The 15,275-nt window shown below is 64.2% G+C and carries 15 protein-coding genes; 5 read left to right on the top strand and 10 right to left on the bottom strand.

Annotated elements, in window-relative coordinates; genetic code table 11:
• Window positions 1–7: 7 nt before the first annotated feature.
• Both EJ073_RS04495 and EJ073_RS04500 read right to left on the bottom strand, forming a co-directional pair.
• Window positions 8–1,981, bottom strand: coding sequence for a bifunctional 2',3'-cyclic-nucleotide 2'-phosphodiesterase/3'-nucleotidase (locus EJ073_RS04495; protein ID WP_126054641.1), 1,974 nt, complete (start codon window positions 1,979–1,981; stop codon window positions 8–10).
• 141 nt (window positions 1,982–2,122) lie between these two features.
• Window positions 2,123–3,388, bottom strand: a complete 1,266-nt coding sequence (locus tag EJ073_RS04500) for an NAD(P)/FAD-dependent oxidoreductase (protein ID WP_126054642.1) — start codon at window positions 3,386–3,388, stop codon at window positions 2,123–2,125.
• A gap of 174 nt (window positions 3,389–3,562) precedes the next feature.
• Here EJ073_RS04500 and EJ073_RS04505 point away from each other — a divergent pair, with 174 nt between their 5' ends.
• Window positions 3,563–4,222 (top strand): 5-formyltetrahydrofolate cyclo-ligase, encoded by a 660-nt coding sequence (locus tag EJ073_RS04505; protein WP_126054643.1) that lies wholly within the window; start codon window positions 3,563–3,565, stop codon window positions 4,220–4,222.
• Between the two features lie 6 nt (window positions 4,223–4,228).
• Here the strand turns inward: EJ073_RS04505 and EJ073_RS04510 are convergent, their stop codons facing one another.
• Window positions 4,229–4,702 (bottom strand): Lrp/AsnC family transcriptional regulator, encoded by a 474-nt coding sequence (locus EJ073_RS04510; RefSeq protein ID WP_126054644.1) that lies wholly within the window; start codon window positions 4,700–4,702, stop codon window positions 4,229–4,231.
• Between the two features lie 158 nt (window positions 4,703–4,860).
• Here EJ073_RS04510 and ald point away from each other — a divergent pair, with 158 nt between their 5' ends.
• The gene (gene ald, locus EJ073_RS04515) at window positions 4,861–5,976 is read left to right on the top strand and encodes an alanine dehydrogenase (RefSeq protein WP_126054645.1); all 1,116 of its coding nucleotides are present in this window, start codon (window positions 4,861–4,863) and stop codon (window positions 5,974–5,976) included.
• A 363-nt stretch (window positions 5,977–6,339) separates the two neighbouring features.
• On the opposite strand, the gene EJ073_RS04520 is transcribed toward ald, so the two are convergent.
• Window positions 6,340–6,807 (bottom strand): DUF1203 domain-containing protein, encoded by a 468-nt coding sequence (locus EJ073_RS04520; RefSeq protein WP_126054646.1) that lies wholly within the window; start codon window positions 6,805–6,807, stop codon window positions 6,340–6,342.
• A gap of 278 nt (window positions 6,808–7,085) precedes the next feature.
• Window positions 7,086–7,643 carry an OmpA family protein gene (locus tag EJ073_RS04525; RefSeq protein ID WP_126054647.1) on the bottom strand — a complete coding sequence of 186 codons (558 nt, stop codon included), beginning with the start codon at window positions 7,641–7,643 and terminating at the stop codon, window positions 7,086–7,088.
• A 186-nt stretch (window positions 7,644–7,829) separates the two neighbouring features.
• Here EJ073_RS04525 and EJ073_RS04530 point away from each other — a divergent pair, with 186 nt between their 5' ends.
• The gene (locus EJ073_RS04530) at window positions 7,830–8,240 is read left to right on the top strand and encodes a GFA family protein (RefSeq protein ID WP_126054648.1); all 411 of its coding nucleotides are present in this window, start codon (window positions 7,830–7,832) and stop codon (window positions 8,238–8,240) included.
• A 12-nt stretch (window positions 8,241–8,252) separates the two neighbouring features.
• On the opposite strand, the gene EJ073_RS04535 is transcribed toward EJ073_RS04530, so the two are convergent.
• Genes EJ073_RS04535 through EJ073_RS04550 form a run of 4 tightly spaced genes read right to left on the bottom strand, consistent with a single transcriptional unit; the run spans window position 8,253 to window position 11,484 of the window.
• Window positions 8,253–8,816: a GNAT family N-acetyltransferase gene (locus EJ073_RS04535; protein ID WP_126059073.1), complete on the bottom strand. Its 564-nt coding sequence runs from the start codon at window positions 8,814–8,816 to the stop codon at window positions 8,253–8,255.
• Window positions 8,817–8,821: 5 nt separating this feature from the next.
• Window positions 8,822–9,673 (bottom strand): 3-mercaptopyruvate sulfurtransferase, encoded by an 852-nt coding sequence (gene sseA, locus EJ073_RS04540; RefSeq protein WP_126054649.1) that lies wholly within the window; start codon window positions 9,671–9,673, stop codon window positions 8,822–8,824.
• Between the two features lie 33 nt (window positions 9,674–9,706).
• Window positions 9,707–10,450, bottom strand: a complete 744-nt coding sequence (locus tag EJ073_RS04545) for an alanyl-tRNA editing protein (RefSeq protein WP_126059074.1) — start codon at window positions 10,448–10,450, stop codon at window positions 9,707–9,709.
• A complete protein-coding gene (locus tag EJ073_RS04550) occupies window positions 10,450–11,484 on the bottom strand; it encodes a cysteine synthase A (RefSeq protein ID WP_126054650.1) in 1,035 nt (344 codons plus the stop codon). The genes EJ073_RS04545 and EJ073_RS04550 overlap by 1 nt, the downstream gene beginning before the upstream one ends.
• Before the next feature lie 215 nt (window positions 11,485–11,699).
• Here EJ073_RS04550 and EJ073_RS04555 point away from each other — a divergent pair, with 215 nt between their 5' ends.
• Complete coding sequence (locus EJ073_RS04555) at window positions 11,700–12,542, top strand: SDR family oxidoreductase (RefSeq protein WP_126054651.1); 843 nt, start codon at window positions 11,700–11,702, stop codon at window positions 12,540–12,542.
• A 68-nt stretch (window positions 12,543–12,610) separates the two neighbouring features.
• Window positions 12,611–13,588, top strand: a complete 978-nt coding sequence (locus tag EJ073_RS04560) for an alpha/beta fold hydrolase (RefSeq protein WP_126054652.1) — start codon at window positions 12,611–12,613, stop codon at window positions 13,586–13,588.
• A gap of 99 nt (window positions 13,589–13,687) precedes the next feature.
• Here the strand turns inward: EJ073_RS04560 and EJ073_RS04565 are convergent, their stop codons facing one another.
• Window positions 13,688–15,109, bottom strand: coding sequence for a DEAD/DEAH box helicase (locus tag EJ073_RS04565; protein ID WP_189347710.1), 1,422 nt, complete (start codon window positions 15,107–15,109; stop codon window positions 13,688–13,690).
• Window positions 15,110–15,275: the final 166 nt, after the last annotated feature.

Here is a 15,275-nt window from a genome sequence, read left to right on the forward strand (position 1 = left end):
CCAGCCGTCAAAGAGCGATGCGGTACTTGGCAAAACCCCCATCACCCTCACCCGCCGGCTCGATCTTCAGCGACTTCACCTCTGCGATGAAATCCTTTGCCCTGAGCCCAGTCTCGAACACCACGCTGGTTCCAGGCAGCGGCGCGAACGACCAGTTGCCGTCGGCCGACGGATTGATCGTGCCCTCGCTGATGACATAGCGCACGATCACGTCGCGGTTGGTGTCCGGCGCCTCATAGATGATCTTCGAAGCGTTTATGTCCGGGAAATTGCCGCCGCCGCCGGCGCGGTAGTTGTTGGTTGCAACGACGAATTTCTGTGCAGGATCAATCGGTTTGCCGTCGAACATCAGGTCGACGATGCGGCTGGATTCGGCATTCGCCAGCCCGCCCTTGGCATCGTATTTCGGCGGCTGCGACAGGTCTATCCTGTAGGCGACGCCGTCGATCACGTCGAAATTGTAGGATGGGAAGTCGGTGTTGATGAGTGGCTGGTCGGCCTTGCCCGGTTCGATCCGGTTGAAGATGCCGACCGACATCTCTAGCCATTCCTTGACCTGCGCGCCGGTGATTTCGACGGCCCGCACGGTGTTGGGATAGAGATAGAGGTCGGCGACGTTCTTGATGGCGATGTCGCCCACCGGCACGTCGGTGTAGTAGTCGGCGCCGCTGCGTCCGCCGGCCTTGAAGGGCGCCGCCGCCGAGAGCAGCGGCATGTCCTTCCATTGCGTGCTCTTCAGTATGTCCTTGAGATACCAGCTCTGCGCTTGGTTGACGATCTGCACCGACGGATCGTCGGCGACGAGGGCGAAATAGGAATAGAGCGGCGCCGAGGTCTTGCCGACGGGGCGGCGCACATAGGCGAGCGTCGCCTCATGATCCTGTTCGAGCGCGGCGATGATGCGCCTGTCGTCACCAACCGTCGCCTTGTTCTTGTTGTCGACCCGCTCGTAGATCGGGCGCGCCTCCGAGGTCGCCGAGACGACCCGCCATTTCGAGCCGTCGCGCTCCAGAAGCAGGTCGATCAGGCCCATATGCGAGCCCCAGAAGCCGCCCATCACCGCCGGCTTGCCTTGCAGCGTGCCCTTACCGGTGTCGACGCCGTCCAGCGCCTGAAAATCCTTCTTGCCGGGGAAGACGAGATGCTGATGGCCGGTGAAGACCGCGTCGATGCCTTCGACGCCGGCGACGAAGAAGGAGGCGTTCTCCATCATGTCGCCCTGCTTGATGTCGATGCCGGAATGCGAGAGCGCGATCACGATGTCGGCCCCCTCTTCCTTGATCTGCGGCACCCAGGCCTTTGCCGCCTCGACAATGTCGCGCGTCTTCACGTTGCCTTCGAGGTTCTTCAGGTCCCAGACCATGATCTGCGGCGGCACGAAGCCGATGATGCCGATCCTGATCGGCTGCTCGGCGCCCGACCCGTCCTTGATCTTCCTGTCGAGGATGACATAGGGCTTGAGGTAGAGCTTGTCGTCGCGCGGGTTGGCGGCAAGCGTCGTGCCGCGGATCAGGTTGGCGCAGACGAAGGGAAAATTGGCGCCGGCCAGCACCTTGTCCAGGAACGACAGGCCGTAGTTGAATTCGTGATTGCCGAGCGTCGAGCATTCGTAGCCGAGCAGGTTCATGCCCTTCATGATCGGATGCAGGTCGCCATCCTTCAGGCCCTTCTCGTAGGCGACGTAGTCGCCCATCGGGTTGCCCTGCAGAAGGTCGCCATTGTCGATCAGCATCGCATTGGTGGCTTCCTTGCGAACCGCGTCGATCAGCGAGGCGGTGCGTGACAGGCCCATCGTGTCGTTCGCCTTGTCGGCGTAGTAGTCATAGGGCAGCACGTTCACGTGGATGTCCGTCGTCTCCATGATCCTCAGATGCGCCTGATTGGCCGCGGCCCGGGCGGAGAAGGGATGCAGCATGATCAGCGCCCCGGTGGCGGCGGCGCCGGCCAGGAATTCGCTACGGGAGACGGGCAGTCGTGACATTGTTTTCTCCTCTTCGACAACGCGACACCCCTGCCAGCGAGCGCGGAGCTTGCCGGTGAAGGAGGTCTAAGTCCATGTCCATTGAAAGGCCTGTCGATCACGACAAGGTGACGTGTCGATGAAACGGGTGCCGGCGCGACGTCAGCCGTTGTCGTCGTCGCCCTGGGTGATCAGCCGCGCGCTGCGCTGGCCGGTGAAGTAGATCCATAGCCAGCTAAGCGATACCGCGAGCCGGTTGCGAAATCCGATCAGGAAATAGATGTGGGCAACGCCCCAGAGCCACCAGGCAAGCCAACCGGTGAGCTTGATCCAGCCGAAGTCGATCGCGGCCGCGCGCTTGCCGATCGTCGCCAGGTCGCCGGCATGTTGATAGCGGAAGGGACGCGAAGTCGTATCGCCGGCGAGCCGCGCCTTGATCGTCGCGGCGACGTGACGCCCCTCCTGCTTGGCGGAAGGCGCCACGCCTGGCACCGGTTTTCCGTCCGGGCGCAACACATGCGCGGTGTCGCCGATGACGAAGATTTCCGGGCTGCCCGGCACGGTGAGATCGGGCTCGACCAGCACCCTGCCCGCACGGTCGGCGTTCGCTCCCAGCCATTCCGCCGCCGGCGATGCGGCAACGCCGGCGGCCCATAGGATTGTCTTTGCCGGCAGGCGCTTATCGCCAAAGATAACGCCGTCCGCATCCAGCTCAGTGACCGCTCGTCCGAGCTCGACCGTGACGCCAAGCCGCTCCAGCGCCGTCTGGGCATAGGCGGAGAGCTCCGGCGCGAAGTTGGCGAGGATGCGATCGCCGGCCTCGATCAGCACCACGCGCGTCTGCCTGGTGTCGATGTTGCGGAATTCGTCGCGCAGCGTGTCATGCGCGAGTTCCGCGATGGTGCCGGCAAGTTCGACGCCGGTCGGTCCGCCACCGACGATGACCAGCGTCAGCAGCGCCTGGCGCCTCGCCGCATCGGTTTCGCGCTCCGCCTGCTCAAAGGCGAGCAGGATGCGACGGCGGATCGTGGTGGCATCCTCAAGCGTCTTCAGCCCGGGTGCGAACGGCTCCCATTCGTCATGGCCGAAATAGGCGTGGCGCGCACCGGTGGCGAGCACCAGCGTGTCGAAGGCAACCGAGCCGCCGTCCTCGAGCAGCACGCGCCTACCGGCGCGGTCGACGCCGGTGACGTTGCCCAGAAGCGTCGTCGCGTTCTTGCGCTTGCGCAGCAGATGACGGATCGGCCAGGCAACCTCGGAGGTCGCCAGCGAGGTGGTCGCCACCTGGTAGAGCAGCGGCTGGAACAAATGATGGTTGCGCTTGTCGACCATGGTGATGCGCACCGGCGCGCCGGCCAGCGCATGGGTCAATTCCAGGCCACCGAACCCGGCGCCGACGACCACGACATGATGGCTGGCTTCGTTCATTCACTTACCTCGCCAAGCAAAATCCACCGGACCCAATCTAGGTATTATTGTGCATTGCAACAATAGCGGGAAGACCGTCCAATTGCCCGGGACTCGCCGCCGGATGTCGTGAATGCACATGTCGACCGGTTGGCACGAGGTATAGCCTCATGGCTGGAACGACAGGAGCGCAGCATGGCTGACGATCGCGACGAGCAAGGCCCGGCCCAATACGCCTCCCCGCCCTGTTTCATGCATGAACTCGACCCGGAATTCAGGGTGCCGCTCACCGACTGGAGCGATGTCAGACGCTGGCGCAAGGCCGAGCGCGAGAGGCTGATCGCGGCGCGGCTTGCAGTCTCCGCCGATGCCCGCGCGGCGATGTCGACGCGCATCGCCGTAGGCCTCGACGCTCTGATTGGCGACATTGGCGGCCGCATGCTCAGCCTCTACTGGCCTTTTCGCGGCGAGCCGGATCTGCGGTCCTGGATGGCGTCGATCAACGAACGCGGCGGGCGCACCGCATTGCCGGTTGTCATCCAGATGGGGCAGCCGCTGGTGTTTCGCGCCTACAGACCGGGCGACCGGCTGGAGAAAGGCGTCTGGAACATCCCGATTCCGGCGGAAGGCGATCCGGTGCTGCCAGACATCGTCATCTCGCCGATCGTCGGCATCGACCCAGGCAAGTATCGACTTGGTTACGGCGGCGGCTTCTTCGATCGCACGCTGGCGGCGATGCCGTTCAGGCCGCTGGTGATCGGCGTCGGCTACGAATTGCAACGCATCCCGACCATCTATCCGCAGCCGCACGACATTCCGATGAGCAAGGTGGTGACGGAGGCCGCTGGCGCTTAGCGGCAGCTAGGCCATCTCCGGCCGCAAGCCGACGGCCGTCCGGTCGACGATCTCGCGCAGCGCGAAGGACGAATTGATCTTTGTCACATGCGGCATGGCCGACAACCATTCCTTGTGAATGCGTTCGTAGTCGACCAGATCCTTCGCGGCGATGCGCAGGATGTAATCGTATTCGCCAGACATCAGATGGCAGGACAGCACGTTCGGGCAGCGCTTGATCGCCGCCTCGAAATCCGACAGCGTCTTCTCGAACTGCCCCGACAGCGATATATGCACGATCGCCGTCATCTGGTGGCCGAGCGCGGCGTTGGAGAGCCGCGCGTGATAGCCGCGGATGGTGCCCGACTTCTCCAGATTGTCAAGCCTGCGCGAGCAAGCCGATTGCGACAGGCCGACCTTCTCGGCAAGTGCCGCGTTGGGTATCCGGCCATCTTTCTGCAAAGCCTCCAGAATGGCGATATCAATCCTGTCGAGCGGCATTTTTCGTGTTTCCTGCGAAAATATTGATATTTCGCGCAATAATTATCGAAGCATGCCGGTTCAGGCAAGCGCATTCGCAAACACCTGCGAGCCGATTCATGGTTCACTCCACAAATACAGGGAACGCGCCCGCAAAGGGCCGGATCAGGAGACAGAAAATGCGCGTCGGTTGCCCCAAGGAAATCAAGAACCACGAATATCGCGTCGGCCTGACGCCGGGCTCGGTCCGCGAATATGTCGCGCATGGCCATGAGGTGCTGGTCGAGACCGGCGCCGGCGCCGGCATCGGCGCCGACGACAACGCCTACCGCGCCGCCGGCGCGACCATCGCCAAGACGGCCGCCGACGTGTTCGCCAAGTCCGACATGATCGTCAAGGTCAAGGAACCGCAGCCCAACGAGTGGGTTCAGCTGCGCGACGGCCAGATCCTCTACACCTATCTCCACCTCGCTCCGGATCCGGAACAGACCAAGGGCCTGCTGGCCTCGGGCGTCACGGCAATCGCCTATGAGACCGTCACCGACGACCGCGGCGGCCTGCCGTTGCTCGCGCCGATGTCGGAAGTTGCCGGCCGCCTGTCGATCCAGGCCGGCGCGACGGCGCTGCAGAAGGCCAATGGCGGTCGTGGCGTGCTGCTCGGCGGCGTGCCCGGCGTGCTGCCAGGCAAGGTCACCGTGCTCGGCGGCGGCGTCGTCGGCCTGCATGCCGCCAAGATGGCGGCCGGCCTCGGCGCCGACGTCACCATCATCGACCGCTCGATCCCGCGCCTGCGCCAGCTCGACGACATTTTCGGCGGCCGCGTCCACACCCGCTACTCGACCGTCGAGGCGCTCGAGGAAGAATGCTTCTCCGCCGACATCGTGGTCGGCGCCGTTCTGATCCCGGGCGCCGCGGCGCCGAAGCTGGTGACGCGCGAGATGCTGTCCGGCATGAAGAAGGGTTCCGTGCTCGTCGACGTCGCCATCGACCAGGGCGGCTGCTTCGAGACCTCGCACGCCACGACCCATGCCGAACCGACCTACGAGGTCGACGGCGTCATCCACTACTGCGTCGCCAACATGCCAGGTGCGGTACCGGTCACCTCGGCGCACGCCCTCAACAACGCGACGCTGCATTTCGGCCTGCAGCTTGCCGACAAGGGCCTCAAGGCACTGGTCGACGACCATCATCTGCGCAACGGCCTCAACGTCCACAAGGGCAAGATCACCAACCGCGCGGTCGCCGAAGCGCTCGGCTACGAGCTGGTCGAGCCGAAGGCAGTGCTCGCCGCCTGACACCTGCGCGAGAAGAAGTTTCCTCCTGTCGCCCGCCGGCTTCGTCCGGCGGGTTTTCTTTGCACGGAAGAAGTGCGGACAACAAAAAAGCGGAGCCAAAGCTCCGCTTCCTCGATGTTGAGACGTGCCGCCGGTCCATCCGCGGTCGGCAATCGATCAACACTTGCTTTCTAGCAAGTAATTGCGACGGGAGTACGACAGTCTCGCCCGACATTTATGCGGATCCGTGTCGCCATTGTGAAGCACTTCACATTAGGCATTCGAAAAACATGCCTAGTCACATCGGCCTGAAGGCTGCTTTCTCTTCTGTCGCAGGCTTTTTCCCCAACTGCCCGCCAGACGATCGGCGGGCACTTTTTGTCTTCAGGCGCGTTCGATGCGGCACTGGTAGCAATTGTTGCGCGCCGAACGGACGTGGATGTAGGCGATGTCGTCGCGCTCGAACAGCGTTTCGGCGCGCGCCGCGATGCCGACTGTCGGGATAACGCCGCCGCTGCCATAGACGATGCGGTCATTGCGGCCATAGCCGCGCACGATATAGTCGCTGCTCTCGAGCATTTCGGGGAGCGCCTCGTCGTCCGGCGCGCGTTCGCATTCCTGCGCATGCAGGAAGATCGGCCCGGTCTCGGCATAGGGCTGCAACTCGGGAAACGGCCGGTAGGCCAGGACGAGATACGCTTCGCCGGCGCCGACGTTCTTGAGGCAATGCCGGCACGGCACGCCGTCGCCATCGGAAATCTGGCGCTCAGGCTTGTGGCCATAGGCGTCCGCCCCGCCGCGCTGCAAGGTTCTCACATCGTCGGTCGGCAGGGCTTTGAACTGGATGGGCATGGCAAATCTCCGGTGTCGCTGACCGGAACTATGCGGTCCCCGGCACGCTTCCCACCCGATTCCTGCCAAGCAGCGTCAGTCGATGAGCGCGTCGAGCCCGCGCACCAGCGCCTTGCCGACCCAGCCGGTCGCGCCGGCCATTATCACACGTATCGTCATCGTCGGATCCACTCGCGCGATCTTCGTTGGCCCTGGACATCAAGCGAAATGGAAAGAGCCCGGGTCATTCAAGCCGGGCTCTTTTGAACGGCGATCCAGGCGAAGGCCTGACGCGGGCGCTATCGGATGAAGTCGTCGAGGCGGCGCAAGGTCACCCTGCGGTTGCGCCAGTTCTCCTGCTGTGTCGGCACCAGCAGGAACTCCTCGCCATAGCCGACGGTTTCGAGCGCATGGCCGGGCACGCCGAACTCGCGCACCAGCGTCCGCTTCAGCGAGGCGGCGCGCTGCTCCGAGAGGATCTGGTTCGACTGGAAGGACCCGACCGCATCGGTATGGCTCTCGATCAGGATGCGGGCGCCGCGATTGCGCCGCAGGATGCGGTGTAGCGCATCGGCGATGTTTTCGATCTTGCCGTATTGCGGCTCCGAGATCGCAGCCGAGCCGAAGGCGAAGTTGATCGACTGGATGTCGATCGAGCGCGCCATGCGCCTGAGGTCCGGCCGGCGCTTGAATTCGCGGATGGTGACGCGCTGATTGGGGCGCAGCTTCACCCTGGGCGCTGCCTCGAGCTGGCGCTCGATCGTCGCGGCGGAAGGCGTGGTGGCCTGGGCAAATGCAAGGCTCGGCATGGCAAGTGCCGCAATCATGGCAACGGCAAATGTACGTCGGGTCAGCATGTCATTCTCCTTCGGCCCGTCCTTCTGACGGGCGCGTTGATCTTGCCGACACCTTGGCAAAGTCGGCCTGAAGCGAGGATGAACGAACAGATGCCAAGTTTTCCGACTGGCCAGACATGTCGCTCCGCGCCATGATGATCCCGGAACAACGCGGCAGCGGTTGACGGAGCTGGCGAGGATCCGAGCATGATCACCGGAGGATGCCTGTGCGGCGCAGTCCGCTACGAAAGCAGCGCGGAGCCGATCACCACGCGCCTGTGCTGGTGCCGCTTCTGCCAGTATATCGCGGCCGGCAACGCGGCGGTGAGCGTCTGCTTCCTGACCGCGCGGATCAAGATCGCCGGCGAGACGCGCGACTATGAGAGCGTGGCCGATAGCGGCAACAGGATGCACCGGCGCTTTTGCCCAGCCTGCGGGGTGCATCTCTTCAGCGAGGCGGAGACGCGCCCGCATCTCATTTTTGTGCGCGCGGGCACGCTCGACGATCCGAACATGATCAGGCCCGGTGCGACGCTATGGACGGCCAAGGCGCCGGCCTGGGCCTGCATCGACACCTCGCTGCCAACCTTCGAGGGCCAGCCGCCACCGGTGGCGTAGGCGGCATCGATACTACGGCCGCATGACGCTCGCGGATCGCTCGGCGAAGGAGAGCGGGTGCACGATCTCCTTCTTCTGCGCAACCGGTGTGAAGCCGAGCTTTTGGTAGAGCGGCAGTGCCGCCGGGTGGTCGAGCGTGCAGGTCTGCACCGTCACCCGCTTCGGACCATGCGACCAGGCGGCAGAGATCGCGGCGCCCAGGAACCAGCGGCCGATGCCTTGTCCATGCGCATGCTCCATCATGCCGAAATAGGCGAGTTCCACCTCTTCCGGCATATGCGGCTTGAGGTCGAAGAAGCCGGCCGGCGCGCCGTCGAGATAGAGCACCCTGATGTCGCGGTCCTCGCGATGGAGGCCCGCTGAAAGCTCCTCGTCGCTCAGCCTCAGCACATTCACCCAATGCCATTTGCGCCCCACCCGATCCATCAGGTAGCGGTAGAAATGCAGCGGGATATCCCTGGTCTTCAGGAGCGCGACCTGTCGGTTATACGGCACCGGCGGCGACGCGGCCGGCGGCGCATGCATTTCGAGAAACGTCACCGTGACGTCGATGTCCTCCAGCGCGCCGTTTTCCATCACCGTCATTCCTTGCCCGTCACCACGGGCGTATCGGCAAGCCCGCCCCATTCGGTCCATGAGCCGTCGTAAAGCCTGTTGTCGGTGTGGCCAAGCGTCTCCAGCGCCAGCGTAATCGCCGCCGCTGTGATGCCCGAGCCGCATGACGTGACGACCGGCTTCGACAGGTCTATGCCGGCATCCTCGATCACCTTGCGCAAGCGATCCCTGGGCAGCAGCTCGCCGTTCTCGGCCAATGCCGTGACCGGTACGTTGCGGGCGCCAGGCATATGCCCGGAGCGGATGCCGGCGCGCGGCTCCGGATCGGTCCCGGCAAAACGGCCGGCGGATCGCGCATCGGCGATCTGACTTTCTCGCCCGTCGACGATGCGGCGCATTTCGGCGAGGCCGACGACCCGCGCGGCATCGAAGTCGGCGTGAAAGATGCACGGCGCGATCCTCGTCGGCTCCGCTGTCACTGGGCGCCCCTCCGCCTTCCAGCGATCGAAGCCGCCGCTCAGGATGTAGACCTGGAAGACGCCCATGACCCGGAACATCCACCAGCCGCGCGGCGCCGAGAAATAGCCCGGGCCGTCATAGACCACGATCGTGTCGTCGGCCGAAACGCCCATGGCGCCGACATACTGCGCGAAATCTTGCGGCGACGGCAGGGTGTGCGGAAGCCCGGAATCCGGGTCCGAAATGGCGTCCTGATCGAGGAAGCGGGCGCCGGGAATATGCGCCGCCTCATATTCGGCGCGCGCATCGCGCTTTTGCGCAGGCAGATACCAGGACGCGTCGATGATCGTCAGGCCGGGCTCGCCCAAGCGCTTCTCAAGCCAATCCGTGTCGACGATGAAAGGACTATCTTCAGCCATTTTTCTCCTCCCATCCCGCAACAGTGCCGTCGATCAGATCGCCGGCATCGGCCCGAAGCGGATGCGGAAACGCCGGTTCTCGCGGCCTTTCTTCTCGATCTTGCCGATATGGATCTCGCCGACCTCTCCGGTGCTCCTCACATGGGTGCCACCACAGGGCTGGCTGTCGATCGAGGCATTGTCGCCGATGCAAACCAGACGGATCTTGCCGGTGCCGACAGGCGGACGCACGTTCTTGGATTTCACCAGGCCCGGATTGGCGGCGAGCTCCTGGTCGGTGATCAGCCGGGTGAAGATCGGATGGTCGGCACGCACCAGCTCCATGAGTCTCGCCGTCACATCCTCCTTGGTGAAGCCGGCATCGGGAATGTCGAAGTCCACCCGGCTGTCGTCCTCGGAAACGGCCGCGCCGGTGATCGGGAACGGGCAAACGACGGTGAGCAGATGGCAGGCCGCGTGCATGCGCATCAGAAGATGCCGCCGCTGCCAGTCGATGGCAAGCTTCAGCCGTTCGCCAATCGTCGGCACCGCTTGTCCGGGCGCCGGCACATGGATGATCTCGTCCTTGGTCTCGCCGGTGATGGTGGCGGCGATCGCGACGCGGCTGCCGTCGGCGCGCTCCAGCAAGCCGGTGTCGCCCGGCTGGCCGCCCGAGCTTGCGTAGAAGATCGTCCGGTCCAGAACGACGCCGCCGCGATCGTTGATTGCGACAACCGCTGCCTCGGCCTCCTTCAGGTAGGCGTCATCGCGAAACAGAGCTTCCGTTTTGTGCACCATCACGCGACCTTTTCGAAGGGCACCGAAATGTCGGCGGTCTCTTCCATCCAGCGAGGCACCGGCAGGTTCTTCTCGCGCAGGAACTCGGGATTGAACAGCTTCGACTGGTAGCGCGTGCCGTAGTCGCAAAGCATGGTCACGATGGTGTGGCCGGGGCCAAGCTCCCGCGCCAGGCGGATCGCGCCGGCGATGTTGATGCCGGTCGAGCCGCCGACGCACAACCCCTCCTCCTGGATAAGGTCGAAGACGATCGGCAGCGCCTCCTCGTCGGGGATCTGGAAGGAGAAGTCGGGCGTAAACCCTTCGAGGTTGGCGGTAATGCGCCCCTGGCCGATGCCTTCGGTGATCGAGCTACCCTCGGCCTTCAATTCGCCGCTGGTGTAGAAACTGTAGAGCGCGGCCCCCAGCGGATCGGCGAGAGCGATCTTCACGTCCCTGCTCTTGCCTTTTAGCCCGAGCCCGACACCGGCCAGCGTCCCGCCCGAGCCGACCGCCGAGACGAAACCGTCAACCTTGCCGTTGGTCTGCGTCCAGATTTCCTCGGCCGTAGTCCTGATATGGCCGTCGCGGTTGGCGACATTGTCGAACTGGTTCGCCCAGATCGCACCGTTCGGCTCGGTGCGCGCCAATTGTTCGGCCAGACGCCCCGACAGCTTCACGTAATTGTTCGGATTCTTGTAGGGCACCGCCGGCACTTCGATCAGCTCGGCGCCGAGCAATTTGATGGTATCCTTCTTCTCCTGGCTCTGCGTGTCCGGAATGACGATCACCGTGCGGTAGCCAAGCGCCTTGGCAACCAGCGTCAGGCCGATGCCGGTGTTGCCGGCCGTGCCCTCGACGATAACCCCGCCAGGCTTCAGCAGCCCGCGCTGCTCGGCATCGCGGATGATGAACAGGCCTGCGCGGTCCTTGACCGACTGTCCCGGATTCATGAATTCGGCCTTGCCCAGGATCTCGCAGCCCGTTGCTTCCGAGGCCTTGTTGAGGCGGATCAGGGGCGTGTTGCCGATCGCGTCGATCACAGAACGGGGCATCAAGGATTCCTTGTGTAGGTGCGGCGAGACCCTAGAAACCCAAAGCCCCGGTTTCAAGGCAAGAATTCGCCTGGTCCAGTCGCATTTCAGGCACTGCAATCTCCTGAATTCAGATGCTGTGTTCCAGCATGCATTTCAACCTTGCGCCGAAAAGCGCTCTTTTCATTCGATTTCTTCGCCGCTAGAGCACTACCGACACATTGGCAGGACACAGCATGACACTCTACCGGGCCAACCCGAAGCATGGCGTCGCCTGGATAACGGGCGGCAGCAGCGGCATCGGCCGCGCATTGGCCAAGGATCTTGCCGCGAAGGGCTATGCCGTCGCGGTGACGGCGCTTGCGGACGATCCGATCGACACGCTGATCGTCGAGACGGCGCAGATGCCCGGGCATGTGAAGTCGTATCCTTGTGACGTTACCGACGAGACGGGCATGGCAAGGGCGGCCGCCGCGATCGAGAAGGACATGGGGCCGATCGTGCTCGCGGTCTTCAACGCCGGCAATTACATCGCCACGCCCGGTGAGCACCTCGTGGTGAGCGATTTCCGCCGCTCCTTCGACGTCAACTATTTCGGCATCGTCAATGGCCTGGTGCCCGTCGTTGAGCATATGCGCGTGCGCGGACGCGGCCATGTCGTGCTCGTCGGCTCGGTCACCGCCTATTCAGGTTGGCCGACCACCGCCGCCTATGGCGGCACCAAGGCGGCGATCAACATCCTGGCGGAGTCGTTGAAATACGACTTCGACAAGATGAACATCCGGGTTCAGGTGATGAACCCCGGCTTCGTCGACACCCCGCTGACGGAAAAGAACACGCTGCCAATGCCGGGGCTGATGCCTGTCCACCGCGCATCCCGCCGCATGGTGCGCGGCATCGAGAAAGGTGGCTTCGAGGTCACATTCCCCTACCGCATCAGCTGGCCGCTGAAATTGCTCGGCCTCTTGCCGCGACCGATCTGCCGTTGGGTGATCGGCGTCACGACCGGCTGGAGGGCACGGCCGCTGAATTTCGACCGCAAGCTGCCGCACGAAATGGGCCCGGACCAGGCGACTTAGGCCGGCGCACGGGTGTTGCCTGTCGGCAGGCACGGCCATAGGTTGAGAATTGTTGCTTGGAGTCTGTAATGGGGCGGCGGATCGTGCTTGCGGTGCTGGGGCTTGCTGTCGTCTTCTCCATGGCCTTCGTGCTCGGCCCGCGCGTACCCGTCGACACGAAGATCCGTTTCGATCCGTCCGCGATCGGCGACGATCCGCAGGCCTATCTGGCGCGCGAAGAGGCCGCCGTGCCCAACATCCGCGACGGGCTGGAAAAGGAGATCATCTGGGCAAATCCGATGGTTCACGCCAAGACGCCGCTGGCCATCGTCTACATCCACGGCTTCTCGGCCTCGAAGGGCGAGGTTCGGCCGCTGCCGGATGACGTCGCCGATGAGCTTGATGCCAACCTGTTCTACACGCGCCTCACCGGCCACGGCCAGGACGGCGCCGCGATGGCCGAGGGCAGCGTCAATGCCTGGATCAACGACTACGAGGAGGCACTGGCCATCGGCCGGGCGATCGGCGACAGGGTGATCGTCATCGCCACCTCGACCGGCGGCTCGCTGGCGACGTGGGCGGCAACGGAACCGCGAGCCTCGGAAGGGGTCGCGGCGATCGCGTTCATTTCGCCCAATTTCGGCGTCAAGGCGTCCGGCGCCGAACTGCTCACCAAACCCTGGGGCAAACAGATCGCCGAGCTGGTCGGCGGCAAGGAGCGCAGCTTCCCGACCCGCAATGCGCTGCATGAAAGGTTCTGGACCCACCAATACCCGATAGCGGCGACGCTGCCGATGCAGGCGTTGACCGAGCTCGCCTATGCGGCGCCGGTGGAAAAGGCGACCATCCCCGCCCTCTTCATCTTTTCGGATTCCGACAAGGTGGTGCGGCCCGACCGCACCCGCGAAATCGCCGGACGCTGGGGCGCGCCGCACGAGCTGGTGCCGGTCGACGACACCGGTGACGTCGACAGCCACGTCATTGCCGGCGACGCCCTGTCGCCGTCGACAACCGTCGTCCTCGCCGAGCGGATTGTCGTCTGGGTCAAGGCGCTGACCGGGCAGTAGCCCGTCACAAAAGGGGCGGCCGAAGCATCGCTCCAGTCGCCCTGTTCAGTCGATTGCCGGCGTATCAAGCCAGTTCAGGAGGCTCGGCGGACCGCTGCTTCAGGCAGCCCGGGTCGCCGGCCGCTTGCCGCCGTAACGGCGCTTGTTGTTGCCCTTGAAAGGCTTGCGGCCCTCAGGACGCTCGCCCTGCGGCTTGCCCGCGACGGGACGATCGCCACTGGGCTTGCCGCCAAAACGCTTCTTGCCGAAGCCGTTGTTGCCGCCGCCGGGGCGCCTGCCGTCGCGACGGCCGCCATGGTGTTCACGGTCGTTAGCCGGCTCGAAATGACGCTCGTTCCTTTCGGCAGGGTTGCGCTGGGGGTCGGGGCTGCCGAGATGGTCGGCAGCGACCGGCAACTTGGCGCGGATAATCCGCTCGACCTGGCGCAGCTTGGCGTTCTCCGACGGGTCGCAAAGCGTGATGGCGATGCCGTCCCTGCCGTTGCGGCCGGTGCGGCCAATACGGTGGACATAGCTTTCCGCCTCGTCCGGCAGATCGAAGTTTACGACATGGCTGATGCCTGGCACGTCGATGCCGCGCGCGGCTATGTCGGTCGCCACCAGGATGCGGACCGAGCCGTCGCGGAAATCGTTGAGCGCCTTCTGGCGGGCATTCTGCGACTTGTTGCCATGGATGACGGCGGCCTTGAAGCCATCACGATCGAGATCCTTGGTCACCCTGTCGGCGCCATGCTTGGTGCGAGAAAAGATGATGACCGACTTCATCGCCTCATCGGCGAGCATCTTGGACAGCACCTGGCGCTTCTGCTTGGTGCGGGCAAGGACGACGCTCTGCACGATCTCAGCCGCCGCCGTGCTTTGCGGCGCGACTTCGACGCGAACCGGGGTCTTCAACAGGCCTTTCGCCAATTCGGCGATCTCGTCCGGCATGGTCGCCGAGAACAGCGCCGTCTGGCGGTCGGGCGCGGTCGCCTTGGCGATGCGCTTGACGTCATTGATGAAACCCATGTCAAGCATGCGGTCGCCTTCGTCGAGCACCAGCCATTTAGTGTCGGCGAGGATCAGATCGCCCTCACGCACCAGGTCGGTCAGCCGGCCGGGCGTGGCGATCAGGATATCGACGCCGGGCGCGATCTTCTTCACCTGGCTGAAGCGCGAGACGCCGCCGAGCACGAGCGCGGTCGAGACATGCGCGCCCTTGGCGAGGATCTTGATGGTGTCCTCGATCTGAACGGCGAGCTCGCGGGTCGGCGCCAGGATCAGCGCGCGGGTCGTCTTCGGCCGGCGCTTGGTGCCGAGCCCAATGATCTTCGACAGGATCGGCAGCGCGAAGGCCGCGGTCTTGCCCGAACCGGTCTGGGCGATGCCGAAAATGTCACGGCCTTCCAGCTGTGGCGGGATCGCCTGGACCTGAATCGGCTTCGGGTCGGTGAAGCCCGCGGCATGAGTGGCCTTGAGCAGCGCGCCGGAGATCCCGAGCGCGGCGAAACCATTCTGTTCCGCTGTGTTTTCGTTGGTCAAAATAATCTTCTTTCACGCGGCCTGTAGCCGCAAACATCGATGGCGGCAGGGCGCAACCTGCCGTCGAAAAATTGTCATGGAACGACAAGGCGGCGGACGGGATCGTCCGCGCGGCTGCGCTGTCGTGCCCGCAAGCTTCATGCCTCGGGGCTTTTTCGCCACTTTG

Origin of the sequence: Mesorhizobium sp. M4B.F.Ca.ET.058.02.1.1, from assembly GCF_003952505.1 — a bacterium.
Taxonomy (GTDB): Bacteria; Pseudomonadota; Alphaproteobacteria; order Rhizobiales; family Rhizobiaceae; genus Mesorhizobium.